This window comes from Mucilaginibacter sp. (genome assembly GCF_028288105.1).
In the GTDB taxonomy this organism is placed as follows: domain Bacteria; phylum Bacteroidota; class Bacteroidia; order Sphingobacteriales; family Sphingobacteriaceae; genus Mucilaginibacter.
Genome location: NZ_JAQBOI010000113.1, coordinates 1 through 18,623, shown reverse-complemented (window position 1 = coordinate 18,623; position 18,623 = coordinate 1). Strand labels below are relative to the sequence as shown.

Sequence of the window (18,623 nt, the reverse complement as noted above, 5' to 3'; positions counted from 1 at the left end):
TGTGGATTGAAGCAGTAGTAAAAAGGCTGTGCTTAGGGTTAATTTAAAAATAGATCGCATAAAATTTTATTTCGGGGGCAATTTATTAAATAGTTTTCTAATTAGCTAAATCGATTTAATTTGTTTTAGCAGGTTTATTTTACAATATTGCGAACACAATTATACAACCACAATGAAATCTTTTTTTACGATACTACTTTTCCTTTTTGGTTCAGGCCTGGCTAAACATGCCCATACTCAAACTGTTGATGCCAAATCCTCAAATAGGCAATGGAATGCGCAATGGATAGCCGCACAAGGCGATTCTGGGACAAGCTATGGCGTTTTTTATTTTCGCAAAAACATTGATTTAAATGCAAAGCCTTCAACGTTCATCGTTCACGTGTCGGCAGATAATCGTTATAAATTATATGTTAACGGCACACTGGTTTCATTGGGGCCGGCACGCGGCGATACTTATTATTGGAATTATGAAACTGTTGATCTGGCATCCTACCTTTCTGCAGGAAAAAATACGATAGCCGCGCTCGTTTGGAATGAAGGCCAGTACAGCCCCGCAGCGCAGATCAGTGTACGCACTGGTTTTATTTTACAGGGTAATTCGCAAACAGAAGAAATATTAAATACCAACAATACCTGGAAATGCATTCGCGACACCGGGCATCACCCTATCCCCGGTTACTTTTTTGCTGCCAGTAAAGGCGAAATGGTTGATATGAACCACGCAATTAAAGGTGACTGGACGGCTGTGGCTTATGAGGACAGTACCTGGCCCCGTGCAGTTAACTTGTCTGAAGGGAAACTTAAAGGCACGGCATGGGGTATAGAATGGGCATTGGTGCCTTCATCACTGCCGGCAAGAGAAATGACCTATCAGCGCCTCGTTAAATTGCGCAGTGCAATCGGCATAAACATTCCGCCAACGTTTCCGGGAAAAAAGACTTCGATAACTATCCCCGCAAACACTACAGTTGCTTTACTGCTCGACCAAACTTTTGAAACAAATGCCTATGTAACGTTAAATTTTAGTGGCGGCAAGGCTGCGGGTATATCACTTGGTTACGCTGAATCACTTTACCAAAAAGGGAGCAAAGGTGTTATTAAAGGTAACCGGAATGATGTAGACGGAAAGGAATTTGTAGGGAGAATAGACAGCCTGATTGCGGATGGCAGCCAGGGGCAATCGTACACAACATTAAACTTTCGTACTTATCGTTATATCAAGCTGTTTGTAAAAACCAAAGATGAGCCGCTGGTTATCGATGATCTTTATGGCACTTTTACGGGTTATCCTTTTAAACGAACCGCGGTATTTAATACAGATAATACCGAAATAAAGCAAATGCTGGATATTGGCTGGCGTACAGCAAGGCTTAACGCCTGGGAAACTTACATGGATTGCCCGTATTACGAGCAGTTGCAATACATTGGTGACACCCGCATACAAGCTATGGTATCTTACTATAATACAAGTGATGAGCGGTTGGCGCGTAATGCACTCAATCAGATCGACCATTCACGCTTACCCGAAGGCGTAACCGCCAGCTGTTATCCTTCAAAAGGCACGCAGGTTATATCCCCATTCTCGTTATGGTATATAGGTATGTTACATGATTACTGGATGTACCGTGGCGATGATGATTTTATTAGAAATAAACTACTTGGCGAAAGAGGCGTACTGGATTTTTTCAGTAAATATCAGCAGGCCGATGGCTCCTTAAAAGATACTCCATATTGGGCATTTGTTGACTGGGCTGGTAATTTGTGGGGCGAGGTAAAAGGAAAGGACGGTAGCGCGGCTATTTATGACCTGCAACTGTTATGGGCATACCAATGGGCTGCAGAAATGGAAGCCAAAATTGGTATGCAGGATTACGCCAAGTTATATAATCAAAAAGCTGCGCAGCTAAAGGCCACCATACAACGTAAGTACTGGGATCCGGTTAAAAAGTTGTATGCCGATACTAAAGAAAAAACCGGGTACTCACAGCATGTTAACTCGCTGGCCATACTTACCGGCATGGTAAGCGAAGCGAATATGCCGGCTGTGGCTAACGGGTTGCTTAACGATAAAAGTTTAACCCAATGCTCGGTTTACTTTAAATATTACCTGAACCAGGCATTGGTAAAGGCAGGTTTGGGTAACGATTATATAAGCTGGCTGGGCATTTACCGCGAAAATATAGCAATGGGCCTTACTACCTGGGCCGAGTATTCTGACGTTAACACTTCTCGCTCCGATTGTCATGCATGGGGCGCAAGTCCCAATATTGAGTTTTTTAGGACGGTGCTGGGTATCGACAGTTACGCACCGGGTTTTAGTAAAATAAAAATAGAACCTCATTTGGGGGCATTAACAACTATTAGTGGCGAAATGCCTCATCCTAACGGTAAAGTTGCTGCTGCTTATACTTTGGACAAAGGCAAGTGGAAAATAAATATTAGTCTGCCGCAGAAAACCACAGGTGCACTGATATGGAAAGCGAAGCGATATATATTAAAGGCCGGAACTAACTCATTTGTAATTTAATTTAGCACCTTTAAATACAAGCATTTTAAGCTCATCCCTATATAGCACCACAGCGTGCTGTATAAGGATGAGCTTTTTTTTTAATAAGTAATAGCAGTTGCTGACTGCTTTAGCTACCATCCCAAATTGAGCCTTACCCGTGTGAGTTTTTAACTTTCATGTAGTAAGGCTTTCTAACAAATTTTCTATAACACTGAAATAATTAATTAAAATATTATTAATTGTTTTTTTAACAATTAATAATATTGTGCTATATTAGTTTTTTACAATTCTAAACCAACTGTTAAAAATTTTATTGAATTAATGCCGATATAGCTGTAACTGAGCTGTAGGATAGGTTTTGAAATGCTTTTAAGAGCCGGTATTTACGGCTCTGCTGTTTTCAAGATTAACACTTAACCTGCAGTGCAATGAGTTGTAGTGAAAGATGTATGATGTGGAGTACTAATAATTTATAACAATAATGATGTTGTTAATAATTACTGTCAGGAAAAGTTGCATAGATGCTACAAGGGAAGCTACACTTGCGCGTGCAAGTATATTTGAAAGACCATTGTTTAGTATGAAGTGGTATTTTGCGTGTTTGTTTGTCGTTTTTTTTAATTTACCCTTGCAGGCCCAATATAACACGGCTGGTAGGGCTACAAACCTTCGCAAAGATTTTGCATTGGTTACTTATACCATTAACGAGGGGCTGCCTTCCAGAAACACAACTACGGCCATAAAAGACAAATATGGCTTTATGTGGGTTGGTACCCAAAATGGCCTGTGCAAATTTGACGGGTATAATTTTAAAACATTTCAGAATAACCAGCTTGATAGTAATTCTATATCCAACAATTTTGTAAACGCCATAGTTACAGATAAACAAGGGCGGTTATGGATAGGTACAATGGACGGATTGAATCTGTTTGATCCTTTAACTGAAAAATTCACGAGGTTTTTTCATAAAGATAATCAGAAGGCATCGTTAAGTAATGACAAAGTATGGTCGTTACTAAGAGATGCGCGTGGTGATATCTGGATAGGTACCGACGATGGTTTCAATAAGTATAACTCTAAAGCTAACAGGTTTGAAGTTTACAGGCCCAATGCCAGCAATGCTTTTGCAATGAAAGGTAAATCTGTTAACGCTATTGTAGAGGATGGCGAAAACCTTTGGCTAGGCAACTGGGGGAGCGGTTTAAACAAATTCAATATCGTTACAAAACGTTTTACCAATTATAAACAGGTACAAATACCCGGGCAAAAAAACCCCAATGATATATGGGCGCTTTGTAAAGACGAAGATGGCATGTTATGGATAGGTGCGTATTGGAAAGGCCTTTATAAGTTCGATCCTAAAAAAGAAGAGTTTACATCATTCAATAGGGTTGATATTGATAATAAGGCCGTTTTTAATCTAATTGCAGCTGGCAAACATACTTTACTTGTTGGCGGGAGCGAAAATTTTTATTGGGTAAACACCCAAACTAATGACTGGACCCTGATAAATGGCTTTAAAAATGACCCCAATGGCAATATCTATGAGGATGCACACGGTATTATATGGATATGCGCTAAAGACGGGGTTGCTAAACTTGATTTTAATCAGATCAAGTTTTCGTTTTTGGCATTTTCTGGTTTAAAACCTGCTGTAAGAAGTATCTTGATCAAAAATGAGACAGCCTGGCTGGGCACTGGTAAGGGGCTTATTAAATATAACTTAAAAACGCGCAACAGCATAATCTATCGCCATTCAAATGATATAAATAGCCTTGGCAATGATGATATAAGTCGGTTATATCAGGATAGTTATGGGAAGATATGGATAATGACTGAATTTGGGTTTGATGAATTTGATGAACAAAAAAATGTTTTTAAACATCATTATCACCATTCATCGCTTGGCGCTTTATATAACGAAGATGTATTTAGGGATATATTGGAAATTAGCCCGGGTATTTATGGTCTGGCATCTGATGCTGGCTTCAAAATATACAATAGTAAGTTAAATACCTATTCGCATTATTATAGTGATGGAAGTAAATACAGCCTTAGCAATAACCACCTTAATAGCCTTTTAAAAGATGCAGATAACACCATATGGATAGGTACCAGTGGAGGAGGTGTTAACCGTTTCGACCCACGTACAGGGCATTTCAAATCATATACATTAAAAGCCGGCACCTCAAACGGGATAAGTAATAACTCTATCCAGAAGATCTTTATGGACTCGCGGCAGAATATTTGGATATGTACACCAGATGGCTTAAACCGCTATGATAGAAACAGCGACTCTTTTATTGTTTATTCGCGAACAAACGGGTTCAACAACAACGTATTTAACGATCTTGTAGAAGATAAGGCCGGAAACTTATGGATAACCACCGAAAAGGGAATGTCTATGCTTAATCCGCTTACAGGCGTGGTTAAGAATTTTGATGAGGCAGACGGACTTTACGTCAACGCGACCATTTACAACCATCAGGGTAAAATATATTTGGCCGCTGGAAAAGGTATAGTTTCATTTGATCCGGGTTTAATTAATTATAACAAAGAGGCCCCACCTATTGCAATTACCAACTTTCAGGTGTTCAACAAGTCAATCGCACCTTCTGCAAATGGTCCCCTAAAACAAAATTTAAATGTAGCCCGGCAGGTAACGTTAAATTATAACCAAAATGTTTTTTCGCTGGAATTTGTTGCGCTTAACTATACCTTATCAGCCAAAAATGAGTATGCTTTTATGCTGGAAGGTTTTGATAAGAAATGGAACCTGGTAGGCCAGCAACGTAAAGCTACTTATACTAATTTAGACCCCGGCACATATATTTTTAAGGTGAAAGCATCTAATAACGATGGTGTTTGGAACAAAAGTGGCAAAACGCTTATCATCATTATTACACCGCCTTGGTATTTAACATGGTGGGCTTACGCCGGATACCTGGTAATTATCTGCAGCATAATTTACAGTTATATTTTATACAAAGAGCGCCAGGCCAAATTAAGATATGAGATAAGATTAGCGCATTTAGAAGGCGAAAAGGAGAAAGAATTGAATCAAAAAAAGCTATCGTTTTTTACCAATATATCGCATGAATTCCGTACGCCGCTAACGCTTATAATTAATCCCGTAAAAGAGTTGTTAAGTACTCAAAATTCAGACGATGCTACCAGCCTTAATATTGTTTACCGTAATGCAAAGCGGCTGTTAAGCCTGGTAGATCAGTTGTTATTGTTCCATAAGGCAGACTCAAGCACCGGTAAGTTGAAAATATCCAGATTAAATATGGTGGATCTGGCCAACGAGGTATATTTATGTTTTATACATCAGGCAAAGGCAAAGCAGATAACATTTGAATTTTTGTGCGAAAAGGAATATATTGAACTGTATGCAGACAGGGAAAAAATTGAGATAGTATTGTTTAACCTGTTATCAAACGCAATTAAGTTTACCCCTTTTGGAGGCGATATAAAAATGGCTGTACACGAAGACGTATCATCTGTAACTATTAGTGTGCAGGATAATGGCTGTGGTATAAAACAGGGAACCGGCGATAGACTTTACACCCGTTTCTTTCAGGAAGAAAGCATAAACAACTCATCAAAGGGTGGTTTTGGTATTGGGCTTTTTTTGGTAAAGCGTTTTGTTGAAGATCATTTTGGTAATATTAGCTATACCAGCAAAAATGGAGGGGGGACGCTTTTTAAAGTTAGTTTATTAAAAGGATTGCATCACTTTGACCCCGAAATTATATATGAGGATACCGAAGAAGGATCCGTTCTGTTGCACGAACTGATAGAGGAAGCTACTTCAGGCATTTATGTTGACGAACTGTTAGATACCGATGCCGGAGAAGAGGAAATGCACGCCGAATTAAAGTCGATTTTATTGATTGATGACAACCGCGACTTTAGAGAATACCTCAAAATAATATTTAAAGCCGATTATAACATCCACGAGGCTAACAGTGCCGAAGAGGGGCTGCTAAAAATAAGAGAACTTTTGCCCGATATGGTAATAAGTGATGTGGTGATGGACAATATGAGCGGTATTGACCTATGCGCAATGGTAAGGGCAGATATAAACATTAGTCATACCCCGATAATTTTATTAACCTCAAGCTCATCTACCGAAGTTAAATTGCAGGGGTTAGAGGGTGGTGCCGATGATTATATAAGCAAGCCGTTTGATAAAGAAATACTTAAAGCAAGGGTGGCAGGCATCCTTAAAAACAAAAACAACCTGCAAAAGTACTTCTATAACGAAATTACACTTAATAAAAACACCCACAAGATACCGCTGGAGTATAAGGAGTTTTTGGATAATTGCATGCGCGTTGTAGAACTTCACCTAACCGATACCGATTTTAGTATACAAACATTGGCCAACGAGCTTAGTATATCTCATTCAAGCCTTTATAAAAAAATAAAATCTATCTCGGGGTTGTCGGCCAATGGGTTTATCAGGTTTATTAGGTTAAGAAAGGCAGCCGAGATACTGATCCATACTAATCACAACATCTTCGAAACATCCTATCTTGTAGGTATAAATGATATTAAATACTTCAGGGAGCAATTCAGGAAGCTTTTTAACATGAACCCATCTCAATACATGAAAAAGTATAGGAAAGTGTTCTCGGCCGAAGCTATAAATAACGATTATAAAGCGGCCAGGAGAGTTACAGTAAGGTAACCTGTGCCGGTTATTATTGTAAGGCTGTTTAACCTATCTCTTAACTGAATTTGATACTTTCTTTGATCAGTTTAAAGTCTAAACCTACTTTTTTAATTCCAGCCGGCAGTACTGGGTTTTTTTAAACTTGCAAGTACTTTTTTAGTTGGCGCAAATAATTGGTCTTTTCTAATTTATAGGTAAGATTATAGGTAAAATTACCTTTTTGCCCCCCTTTTTATGAGGATTAACCACCCTTAAACAAAGCTTTTTTACCTCAACTTAGCACTCATAAACCAAATTCTGTTTAATTATTTCACGGGTTATTTAATTACTCAACAAGCTTTACAGCAAGATTGAGCCAATCGACCTGACGTGTAGTTAACAGAAATTAAACCAATTAATAAACTTAAAACATGAAAAAAAATTTACTCAATGAGTTTTCACCGCATCGGAGAACCAGGAAAGCATTAGGTATTTTACTAACGGGTATTATTCCGTTATGTGTACCTATGGCGTCTCAGGCCACAGCATTGAAATTTACCCCTACCTTAAGTGAGTTAAAGCAAGCCGATGTTACGGTTTCAGGAACAGTAACAGACGAAAAAGGAAGTCCATTACCAGGGGTTACTGTTGCGGTTAAGGGCACCACACAGGGCGTAGTATCTGATGTTAATGGCAAGTACACCATTACAGTTGCTAACCCTAACGCTATATTGGTTTTTACCTTTATTGGTTACACGCCTCAGGAAATAGGGGTTGGCGGCAAAACCAGCATTAGTGTTCAATTAACTGCCGACTCAAGATCATTAAATGAGGTTGTAGTGGTAGGTTACGGTACTCAAAAGAAGGCTACCCTTGCAGGATCTGTATCACAGGTAAGAGGTGCCGAGCTTGTAAAAAGTCCACAACCCAACGTTTCAAACTCTCTTGCGGGCCGTTTTTCGGGTGTGGTTATTAATAACAGAAGTGGCGAGCCTGGCTACGATGGTTCTAATATAACCGTGCGTGGCCTTGCCACTACAGGTAGCAACAACGTGTTGATTGTAGTTGATGGGGTACCCGGCCAAATTGGAGGGCTTGAACGACTTGACCCTAACGATATTGAAAGCCTTTCGGTATTAAAGGATGCATCGGCTGCTATTTATGGTAACCGTGCGGCAAACGGCGTTATACTGGTAACCACTAAAAAAGGTAAAACAGGTAAGCCAACAATTAACTACAGCTTTAACCAGGGCTTTAGCTCGCCAACGCGCTTACCGCAGATGGCTGATGCAGCTCTTTACGCTCAGTTAAGAAACGAGATAGCTTATAATTCAAACCAGGGCGGCGGCTTAAATCAGATCTACACTGATGAGCAGATCCAAAAATTCAGAGATGGATCAGACCCTATAAATTATCCAAATACCGATTGGATAGGTACAACACTTAAAAAGACTGCATTGCAAAATCAGCAAAGTCTGTCAGTAAACGGTGGTAACGATGATGTTAAATACTATATATCATTAGGTACATTATACCAGGACGGTTTATATAAAGACGGAGCAACTAAGTACAAACAGTACAATTTCCGTTCAAATATCGACGCTAACATTAATAAAAGATTAAAAGTTGGTTTGTCAATATCGGGCAGGGAAGAAAACAGGGTATTCCCAACAGTAGGTGCAGGTAATATATTCAGATCAGTATACAGGGCTAACCCTACAGTTATAGCTTTTTATCCTAACGGGTATCCATCTACGGGTATTGAGTTTAATAACCCGGCGGCGCAGGTAACAGATATTGGCGGTACTGTAAACAACCCAACCCAGGTTTATAACGGGATATTAAGAGGAAGTTACCTTATTCCGGGTGTGGAGGGTTTATCTATTGACGGTTTCTTTTCTGTAGATAAATCAAACGCTTTTAACAAAAACTTCTCTAAACCGTATGTGCTATACACCTATGATCAGCCAAACGATGTTTATAACGGTACCATAGTTGGTGGTAATAACCAAAAGGCTACGTTGTTCCAGTCTCAGAACAACCAGTCGCTTGTTACTTCAAACATTAAATTAAACTTTAACAGAAAGTTTGGGTTACATAACATCGAATCATTTGTTGGTTATGAGCAAAGTAAAAACCATTTAGATTATTTTGATGCAACCCGTTTCAATTATCTTGCATCAAATCTTCCCGAATTATCTCAGGGAGGTAATGCAGCAACAGATTATCTAAACTCGGGCTACAGTTCAAATTATACCCGCCGAAGCATAATAAGCCGACTTGGTTACAACTACGATGAGAAATACATTTTTGAAGGCCAGTTACGTGCCGATGGTAGCTCAATATTCCCAAGCGGAAAACAATGGGGTTATTTCCCATCTGCATCAGTCGCTTACCGTATCTCGCAAGAAGGTTGGTTCAAGGATAAAGTGAAATTCTTTGACGATCTAAAGATCAGGGCATCATACGGTTCATTGGGTAACGATAACGTAAATGCTTTCCAGTATTTTGATAACTATGTTTTAGTAGGTAATGGTTTTGTAGCTATAAATCCTACAGCTACAGACAGGTCGCCTGTAATTCAGCCAAACGTTAACCTGGTGAAACTGGCTAATCCTAATATAACCTGGGAGGTTTCAAGAAAGCTTGATGTTGGTATCAATGCAGTGTTTTTACACAACTTTACTTTAGAGGCTATATACTTCCAACAAAAACGATCTGATATCTTAACTGCCAGAAACGCTTCTCTCCCTGGTTCATCAGGTATAGTTAACCCTTTTGGATCCGATCCACTGGTGCCTTCAGAGAACATTGGTAAAGTAAACAGCGAAGGCTTTGAAGGCACGCTTGGTTACAATAATAGCGGTAAAGAATTTAGCTGGGGCGTTAGTGGTAACTTTACCTACGCAAAAAGCAAGATCATATTTATTGATGAGGCTGCAGGAGCTTTGAGCTACCAACGCCAAACAGGCAGGCCGTTAAATACTTATCAGCTTTATAATTCAATCGGCTTGTTCCGCAGCCAGCAAGAGCTTGATAGCTATCCGCATGTACCAGGTGCAAAAGTGGGCGACTTGAAACTGTTGGATTATAACGGTGACCAGCAGATAACTGCCGATGACCAAACCCGCACTAAATACGGTAACATACCACAAATTACTTATGGTTTTACCTTAAACGCGGCTTATAAGAATTTTGACCTTGCTGTATTGTTTGCAGGCCAGGCTCAGGTTAGCCAATACGTATTACCAGAGGCTGGTACAATAGGTAACTTTTATAGCAGCTGGGCCAATAATCGCTATAGCCCTGCAAACCCTAATGGTACCTATCCAATTGTAACGGATCGTGCCTCAAGTGCAACAAGCGGTGGTTTGTATAACAGTACCTTTTGGCTTAATGATGCTTCATTTTTAAGGTTGAAAAACGTTCAGGTAGGTTATAATTTCAACAGTCAGCTTTTGTCAAAGCTTAAGTTATCGGGTTTACGACTTTATGCAAGCGCATTTAACTTGTTTACCATATCAAAAGTTAAAGACTATGACCCGGAAGGAACCAGCGGAAGCGGACAGTTCTACCCTCAGCAACGAATTATCAACTTGGGCGTTAACGTTAAATTTTAAAATTAACAAAAATGAAATTACAATATAGGAAGCAATTATATACAGCCATACTTGGCGTAATGTGTATGACTGCGTGCAAAAAGGATTTTTTAAACGTGCAGCCTACTGATAGGATTGCAACGTCAGCCATAGAAACGGACACAGCAATTTTTGAAGCTTATGTAACCAACCGTTATATAGGCGCCAAATTGCAGGATAAAGAGGGAGAAGGCACAAACCCGGGCTTTGGCCGTGGTTTTGAGTATAGTATGTGGAGTTCCGTTACTGATGAGTCTATTTATAATAATGATGATGCCACATGGCTGGTTCAAAGGGGCCAGTTAGCACCTGAAAACCTTGGAGGTGCGGGCGTGTTATGGGGTAGAAGCTATCGTAGTATAAGGGAATGTAATTATGCGTTAAGTATTTTACCCAAACTACCGTTCAGCGCAGCTCACAAAACACGTATCGAAGGTGAACTTAGGTTTATAAGAGCGTTTAGGTATCATGACCTGATAAGGAACTACGGCCGTGTAGTTTTAATGGGCGATAAGGTTGTTAATTTACAGGATAACTTGCAGGATCCTGCACTTTTTACACGTGCTACACTTAAAGAGAGTATAGATTACGCAGTAAGCGAACTTACCGATGCAGCCACTAAATTACCGCTGAATAACGATGGGTCATGGCTTTTGGGCCGTGCTACAAAAGGTGCAGCTTTGGCTTTAAAATCAAGGTTAACACTTTATGCTGCCAGTCCTTTATACAATGTAGGTACCTGGGCAGATGCAGTTACCGCTGCGCAGGAAGTTATTAGTCTTAATAAGTATGGTATTTACGGCGGCGGATATGCTAATCTGTTTCTAACCAATGAAACCAATGAAGCTATTTTTGAACGTTTGTACACCAAAAATGACAACCATGTGCATCTTGAAATTGCAAACGGACCAAATGGATATGGCGGTTGGGCCGGTAACACGCCCTTACAAAACCTGGTTGATGATTATGAGATGGATAACGGAAAACCTATTACCGATCCAACCTCGGGTTATGACCCCACGCATCCGTATGATAACCGTGACCCGCGCTTTACTGCCACCGTTTTATATAATGGAGCCCCCTACCGTGAGCGTTCAATTGAAGCATTTATCCCGGGAGGTAAAGATAGCAGAGATGGGAATGAGAACTGGAATACAACTAAAACCGGTTACTATCTTAAAAAATTCATGAATGATGCTTATCCGTTGCAAAACCCATGGGGTAACGCCGGTTTCCAGCCATGGATATATATGCGCTATGCCGAAGTGTTGTTAAACTTTGCCGAAGCTGCCAACGAAGCTTATGGGGCCGATGTGGTACCTGTAGGTGCAACGCTGTCAGCCCGCTCTGCTATAAATATCGTAAGAAGCCGTGCCGGGGTGAATATGCCTCCACTTGCTCCAGGCTTAAATAAATCACAAATGCAAGACGCGGTACGTTACGAGCGCCGTGTAGAGCTTGCCTTTGAAGAGCATCGTTTTTATGATGTACGCAGGTGGAAAATAGCCGATGTTACAGAGAACAAGCCAGCCGGTGGTGTTATAATAACCAAAAATGCGAATGGAAGCTTTAGCTATGCGCCAAAGGTAGCTTTAGACGGTCGTTCTTTCTTGACCAAACATTACTGGTTGCCTATACCACGTACAGAGATACAGGCATCTAATGGGCAGTTGCAGCAAAACGACGGATACTAATAAGAGTTGAGATTGAGGGGGCTTGATGGGATTGCCATCGCCCCCTTTTTATATTATTTAAACTTTTATTATGAAAAAGGTATTTCTTGTATTTGCCGCGCTATGTTTATTAAACGCGGGGTGTAAAAAAGATGTAGCGAACGTGAATTTGCCCGTTGTTACTAACCCGGAAAAGGGGCCTGAAGTTGCAACCGACACGCCCGATGCCGCAAGTGCGTTAAAGGGCGTAAACTGGGCTGCCGATGGCGATAATTTTAGCGATGGTATCTTAGTATTAAGTGGTCTCACCTTATCAGATAGTTACGCAACAGTATCTGCAAAGGCTGATGCTGTTCTTTCGGGCATACAGGCAAACACCGGCGCTAATACGCTAAGGTTACCTGTTAATTATTCTACAACATCACAATTATGGTGGAATGCCTATACCGCTGTTATAGACAAAGCGGTAAGTAAAAATATGAATGTGATATTAGGTTACTGGGAGGCCCAATCATCAAAAGACGGGAAAATTGATAACGTTTCGGAGTTTTGGTCCATGTGGCAAACAATTGTAAATAAATACAGCGGCAACTCTCGTGTTTATTTCGAAATATTTAATGAACCCCATGGTTATTCTTTAACTGATTGGACAACCATATGTGCGCAATGGTTAAGTAAATATCCAACAGTGCAGCAGGGGCGAATATTGATAAGTGGTACCTCGTATTCGCAGGATATTACAGGGGTAGGCGCTGATAACAGGTTCGCTAATTGTTTGTTATCCATACACGACTACACTTTTTTTAGCAACGGCAATATCAAAACTGCTGCTGAATGGGAGAGCAGGTTTAAAGCAAATGTAGGTAGCTACAGTAATCGTGCTGTTTTAACGGAATTTGGAGTACCCATGACCACCGCCAAAAATTACACCGGCGCAATAACTGCCGATCAGGAAATTGCTTATATGCAGGGCATAACCAACCAGGTTCGCGCCTACGGGATGGGTAGTGTTTACTGGCCAGGTATCCGTAATGGCGATAGCTACAGTATGCAGCAGCTAAACGGAACGGGCACTAATCTTACTGTATCAAACACCAATGCCTCGGGCCTTAGCAGGCTTAAGTATAGTTGGGGTGTAGGTACCGGCGGTACCGATGTTTTTTATCCATTGGCCTTTTACCGTTTTATTAATGTTAATAGCAGCCTTGCGCTTGATGTTAATGGTTCGTCAACCCTAAGCGGCGAAGGGGTTCTTCAATGGTATCAAAACGGGGGCAATAACCAACAGTGGATAATTACAGATACGGGCAGTGGCTATTATAAGATCACCAATCGTAACAGCAGCCTTGCCCTTGATATAAATATGGCTTCAACTGCTGATGGGGCCGATGTTATACAGCAGCAATTAAGCGGTGGCAATAGCCAGCAATGGCAGCTTGATGCTATTAAAACAGGCGTATATAAAGTTACCAACCGCAATAGTAATAAGGTGCTCGATGTAAATGGAGCAGCAACCACAGCGGGCGCTTCTATTATTCAGAGGCCATTAAATAACGATGCTAACCAGCAGTGGCAAATTCTTCAGCAATAGCATGCAATAAATAATAACTTATGAAAAAAACATCTTACCATTATTTTTACTTGTTTTTAAGCCTTTTGTTCCCGGGGTTTTTACAGGCGCAAAATTTAGCCAAACCTGTATTGTTTAACCAAGCCTGGAGTTTTCACAAGGGTGATATTACAGGCACCGCAAAAGAAAGCGATAATGCCCAATGGCAAACTGTTGATCTGCCTCATGATTGGAGCATACAACAACCTTTTAGCAATGAATGGGCCAGCGCCACCGGTTATTTACCGGGTGGCATAGGCTGGTATAAAAAAACATTTACTGCCGATGCCACCTGGCAGGGTAAGCAGGTGTTTATTTATTTCGACGGGGTTTACAAAAATAGCGAAGTTTGGATAAACGGGCATTATTTGGGCAAACGGCCGAATGGATTTATTGCTTTCCAATATGAGCTTTCACCGTATTTAAACTATAAAGGTAAAAACACGATAAAGGTAAAGGCCGATCATAGCGATTTTGCCGATTCAAGGTGGTATACCGGTTCCGGTATCTATCGTAACGTGTATCTGGTTAATAAAAATCCGGTACATGTTGGTTTGTGGGATGTTGCTTTTTCTACGCCAAAGGTATCCCCACAAAAAGCCGAAGTGAATGTGAAAGTTAACATCACCAATAGCACTAAAAGTACTGCTGCAATAGGTGTAAAAGTTAACCTAATTGATAATGCCGGTAAAATTGTTGCTGCCTTGCAAAAGCAGATAAGTGTGAAGCCCGGTAGCAAGCAAGTGGAGTTTGAGGGGCAAATAAATTCACCTCGTTTATGGGATGTAGAAAATCCTTCACTGTATAAATTGCGGGTTCAGCTAACCCGTAATGGTAGGCAAATTGATGTGGTTGACCAGCACATAGGCATTCGCAGTATTGAATTTAATAAGGATAAGGGCTTCTTTTTAAATGGGAAAAGTACTAAGCTTAAAGGTGTTTGCATTCACGATGACGCGGGCGCATTGGGTGTAGCTGTACCTCAGGAAGTATGGGTGCGCCGACTTAAAATACTAAAAGAGGCTGGCGTAAATTCCTTACGCCTTAGCCATAACCCGCATGCCGATTATTTGTATGATCTGAGCGATCGTATGGGCTTTTTGGTGATGGACGAAGCTTTTGATGAATGGGAATTAGGCAAAAATAAATGGGTTAAAGGTTGGAATGTGGGCACGCCGTCAAAAGACGGGTATCATAAAGATTTTAAGGAATGGGCCGACCGCGATGTAAACGATATGGTGATGCGCACTCGTAACCACCCATCCATTATCATGTGGAGCATTGGTAATGAAATTGACTATCCTAATGACCCCTATACGCACGAAATATTAAATACAGGCAAAAACCCGCAGATGTATGGTAAAGGTTACCTGCCCGATCACCCTGCCGCCAGCCAGCTAACTGTTATTGCCAGGCAATTGGTTAAAGCTGTTAAGGCTGTTGATAAAACACGCCCGGTTACAGCCGCCTTGGCAGGTGTAGTAATGTCTAACGAGGTAGGTTTTCCGGAAGAGCTTGACATAGTGGGCTACAATTACCAGGAATATCGTTATCCGGAAGATCATAAAAAATATCCTAACCGAATTATTTACGGTAGTGAGAATGGCATGGCAACGCAAGCCTGGGCCGCTGTTGACAGTAATGAATATATATCGGCCCAGTATCTGTGGACGGGGATTGATTATTTAGGGGAGGCTGGTAAATGGCCACAACGCAGCAATGGTGCCGGGCTGTTAGATCTTGCCGGCTTTAAAAAACCAGACTATTTCTACAGGCAAAGCATTTGGGCCAATAAACCTATGGTTTACATAGGTGCCCGCGAAGTTAAAAAGGCCGAGGATAGGGGTATTTGGAGCCACAAATCTGTACAACCGGTTTGGAACTGGCCCGCAAATAGTAAAATGCGTGTTGATTGTTTTACCAATTGCCAGGAAGCAGAACTATTTTTAAATGGCAAATCGCTTGGTAAACTATCACGAAGTGCAGCCAAAGGTAAAATACCTTCCTGGGAGGTTGACTATGAACCGGGCGAGTTAACAGTGAAGGGATATAATAACGGTATCCAGGCTGATAGCTATACGATTAAAACCAACACCGAGGCATCAAATATCAAAGCATCGGCTGATACAACCATGTTTGCCAAAAACACAAAAGGCCTTAGCCAGGTAGAAATACAAATTACCGATAAAAACGGCAATCCTGTTTTTGATGCAGAAAACGTGGTTACAGTATCTGTTAACGGTGCCGCTAAACTATTAGGCTTGGAAAGTGGCAGCACAAGCAGCCACGAAGGTTATCAGTCGCCGGTAAGGGCAGCTGTACACGGGCGTTTATTAGCGTATTTACAAACAAGTGGTAAGCCGGGTAAAATTACCGTGCAGGTAAGTTCTCCGGGCCTTAAAACATCAACGGTTGTGTTAACGGTAAAATAGGCAGCTCAAGAAAATAATTCTCCTACATTTTAATTTATGAAACTTTTTAAAATACTCATCTTATTTACTTTACTATCAGGCGTTAAACTTAAGGCGCAAAATAGTAACCATACTTTTGCCTTAGGCGATAGCACCTTTTTGCTCGACGGGAAACCATTACAGATCATAGCCGGCGAAATACATTATACCCGCGTGCCGCGCGAAGCCTGGCGCCAGCGAATGAAAATGGCTAAAGCGATGGGGCTTAACACCATAGGCACGTATGTGTTTTGGAACGTACACGAACCGCAAAAAGGTGTATATGATTTTACCGGCAATAATGATATTGCCGCCTTTGTAAATGATGCCCGCGAAGAAGGTTTATGGGTGATATTAAGACCAAGCCCCTATGTTTGTGCCGAGTGGGAGTTTGGCGGATATCCATACTGGCTGCAAAACGAAAAAGGTTTAGAGGTTAGGAGCAAAGAACAACAATACATCAAAGAATACCGCGAGTACATCAATCAGGTTGGAAAGCAACTGGCGCCGCTGCAGGTTAACCACGGTGGCAATATTTTAATGGTGCAAATAGAGAATGAATACGGCTCATACGGTAACGATAAGGAGTATCTTGATCTTAACCGTAAAATGTTTATTGATGCTGGGTTTGATGGTCTGTTATATACCTGCGACCCCGAAGCCACCATAAAAGATGGCCATTTGCCGGGCTTATTAGCCGCAATTAACGGTGTTGACAATGTGAGTAAAGTTAAAAGGCTGGTTAAAGAAAACCATAACGGCAAAGGCCCATTCTTTATAGCAGAGTGGTACCCGGCCTGGTTTGATTGGTGGGGAACTAAACACCATACCGTTCCTGCAGAGCAGTATGTAGGCCGGCTTGATTCTGTTTTGGCGGCCGGCATTTCTATCAACATGTATATGTTTCATGGAGGTACTACCCGCGGTTTTATGAACGGGGCTAATTATAATGATAAAGACCCTTTTGAACCGCAAATAAGCAGTTATGATTACGATGCCCCGCTTGATGAAGCTGGTAACCCAACTCCAAAATTTATGGCATTTAGGGAGGTAATACAGAAAAACATGCCTTCGGGGGAAAAGTTACCACCTGTACCCGCACCAAAAAGATCCATTAATATACAGGCCATTAAATTAACGCAAAGCATCAATCTATTAAATGTATTACCCGCGCCAAAAGTTAACAACAAGCCATTAACTTTTGAAGATCTTTCGCAGGATTATGGCTTTGTTTTATATCGTACAGTGCTTAAAGGTGGCAATAATGGTACGCTGAAAATTAACGGCCTGCGCGATTATGCCATAGTTATGCTGAATGGCAAAACTGTTGGTATATTAGATAGGCGGCTTAAGCAGGATAGCCTGTCTCTTGATCTTCCGCAAGGCAGCGTAACGGTTGATATATTGGTTGAAAATTTGGGCCGTATAAACTTTGGTAAGTATTTACTGCAAAACAAAAAAGGCATAACCGGCGAAGTAACCTTTAATAAAAAAGAGGTGAGCAACTGGAAAATGTATGGCTTACCTATGAACAACGCTATCAAAATTAACAGTAACAATGCTGTGGATAGCTCACCTGTTTTACTGAAAGGCAGCTTCACCTTAAAAGAAATAGCAGATACCTATCTGGATATGAGCAAATGGGGTAAAGGCGTAGTATGGGTTAATGGCCACAACCTTGGCCGTTACTGGCGTGTAGGCCCACAGCAAACAGTTTACGTACCACAAGAGTGGCTTAAAAAAACAAATGAAGTTGTAGTGCTGGAGCTTATAAAGCCTGGAATAAAAGAATTAAGCGGATTGGATAAACCTATCCTTGATAAATTGCAATAGCATATTATGGTTACAAGGTTCCCGGGTAGATTAATAAGGCCAGTATTATTAAGGCGGTTAATACTGGCTGTGGTTTGCATTGCTTTATTAGGCAGCTGCAAAACAGCCCCGTCATCTAATGGCACCGAACCAGAAAATACGCTATTTACGTTATTGCCGGCTGATAAAACCCACGTTGATTTTAGTAACACATTAACCGAGGGTTTGAACACCAATGTGCTGATGTATGAATATTTTTATAACGGTGG

The 18,623-nt window shown here is 41.0% G+C and carries 8 protein-coding genes; all 8 read left to right on the top strand.

The features are described 5' to 3' along the window. The first annotated feature begins 172 nt into the window (after window positions 1-172). Window positions 173-2,530 (top strand): alpha-L-rhamnosidase C-terminal domain-containing protein, encoded by a 2,358-nt coding sequence (locus JWQ85_RS08070; RefSeq protein ID WP_299466624.1) that lies wholly within the window; start codon window positions 173-175, stop codon window positions 2,528-2,530. A gap of 610 nt (window positions 2,531-3,140) precedes the next feature. Then, the gene (locus JWQ85_RS08065) at window positions 3,141-7,208 is read left to right on the top strand and encodes a two-component regulator propeller domain-containing protein (RefSeq protein ID WP_299466621.1); all 4,068 of its coding nucleotides are present in this window, start codon (window positions 3,141-3,143) and stop codon (window positions 7,206-7,208) included. Between the two features lie 395 nt (window positions 7,209-7,603). Continuing rightward, entirely contained in the window at window positions 7,604-10,792 is a 3,189-nt protein-coding gene (locus JWQ85_RS08060; protein ID WP_299466618.1) for a TonB-dependent receptor, read from the top strand. Between the two features lie 11 nt (window positions 10,793-10,803). Then, window positions 10,804-12,504 carry a RagB/SusD family nutrient uptake outer membrane protein gene (locus JWQ85_RS08055; RefSeq protein ID WP_299466615.1) on the top strand — a complete coding sequence of 567 codons (1,701 nt, stop codon included), beginning with the start codon at window positions 10,804-10,806 and terminating at the stop codon, window positions 12,502-12,504. Window positions 12,505-12,574: 70 nt separating this feature from the next. Then, window positions 12,575-14,074, top strand: a complete 1,500-nt coding sequence (locus JWQ85_RS08050) for an RICIN domain-containing protein (protein ID WP_299466612.1) — start codon at window positions 12,575-12,577, stop codon at window positions 14,072-14,074. Between the two features lie 20 nt (window positions 14,075-14,094). Then, the gene (locus JWQ85_RS08045) at window positions 14,095-16,524 is read left to right on the top strand and encodes a sugar-binding domain-containing protein (protein ID WP_299466609.1); all 2,430 of its coding nucleotides are present in this window, start codon (window positions 14,095-14,097) and stop codon (window positions 16,522-16,524) included. A gap of 36 nt (window positions 16,525-16,560) precedes the next feature. Then, window positions 16,561-18,375, top strand: coding sequence for a beta-galactosidase family protein (locus tag JWQ85_RS08040; RefSeq protein ID WP_299466606.1), 1,815 nt, complete (start codon window positions 16,561-16,563; stop codon window positions 18,373-18,375). A gap of 6 nt (window positions 18,376-18,381) precedes the next feature. Beyond that, the coding region (locus JWQ85_RS08035; RefSeq protein WP_299466603.1) for a hypothetical protein at window positions 18,382-18,623 on the top strand (242 nt) is incomplete at its 3' end.

Coding starts and splice junctions, on each gene's coding strand:
- JWQ85_RS08045 (WP_299466609.1), top strand. CDS start 14,095: ATGAAAAAAACATCTTACCATTATTTTTACTTGTTTTTAAGCCTTTTG.
- JWQ85_RS08055 (WP_299466615.1), top strand. CDS start 10,804: ATGAAATTACAATATAGGAAGCAATTATATACAGCCATACTTGGCGTA.
- JWQ85_RS08040 (WP_299466606.1), top strand. CDS start 16,561: ATGAAACTTTTTAAAATACTCATCTTATTTACTTTACTATCAGGCGTT.
- JWQ85_RS08050 (WP_299466612.1), top strand. CDS start 12,575: ATGAAAAAGGTATTTCTTGTATTTGCCGCGCTATGTTTATTAAACGCG.
- JWQ85_RS08060 (WP_299466618.1), top strand. CDS start 7,604: ATGAAAAAAAATTTACTCAATGAGTTTTCACCGCATCGGAGAACCAGG.
- JWQ85_RS08070 (WP_299466624.1), top strand. CDS start 173: ATGAAATCTTTTTTTACGATACTACTTTTCCTTTTTGGTTCAGGCCTG.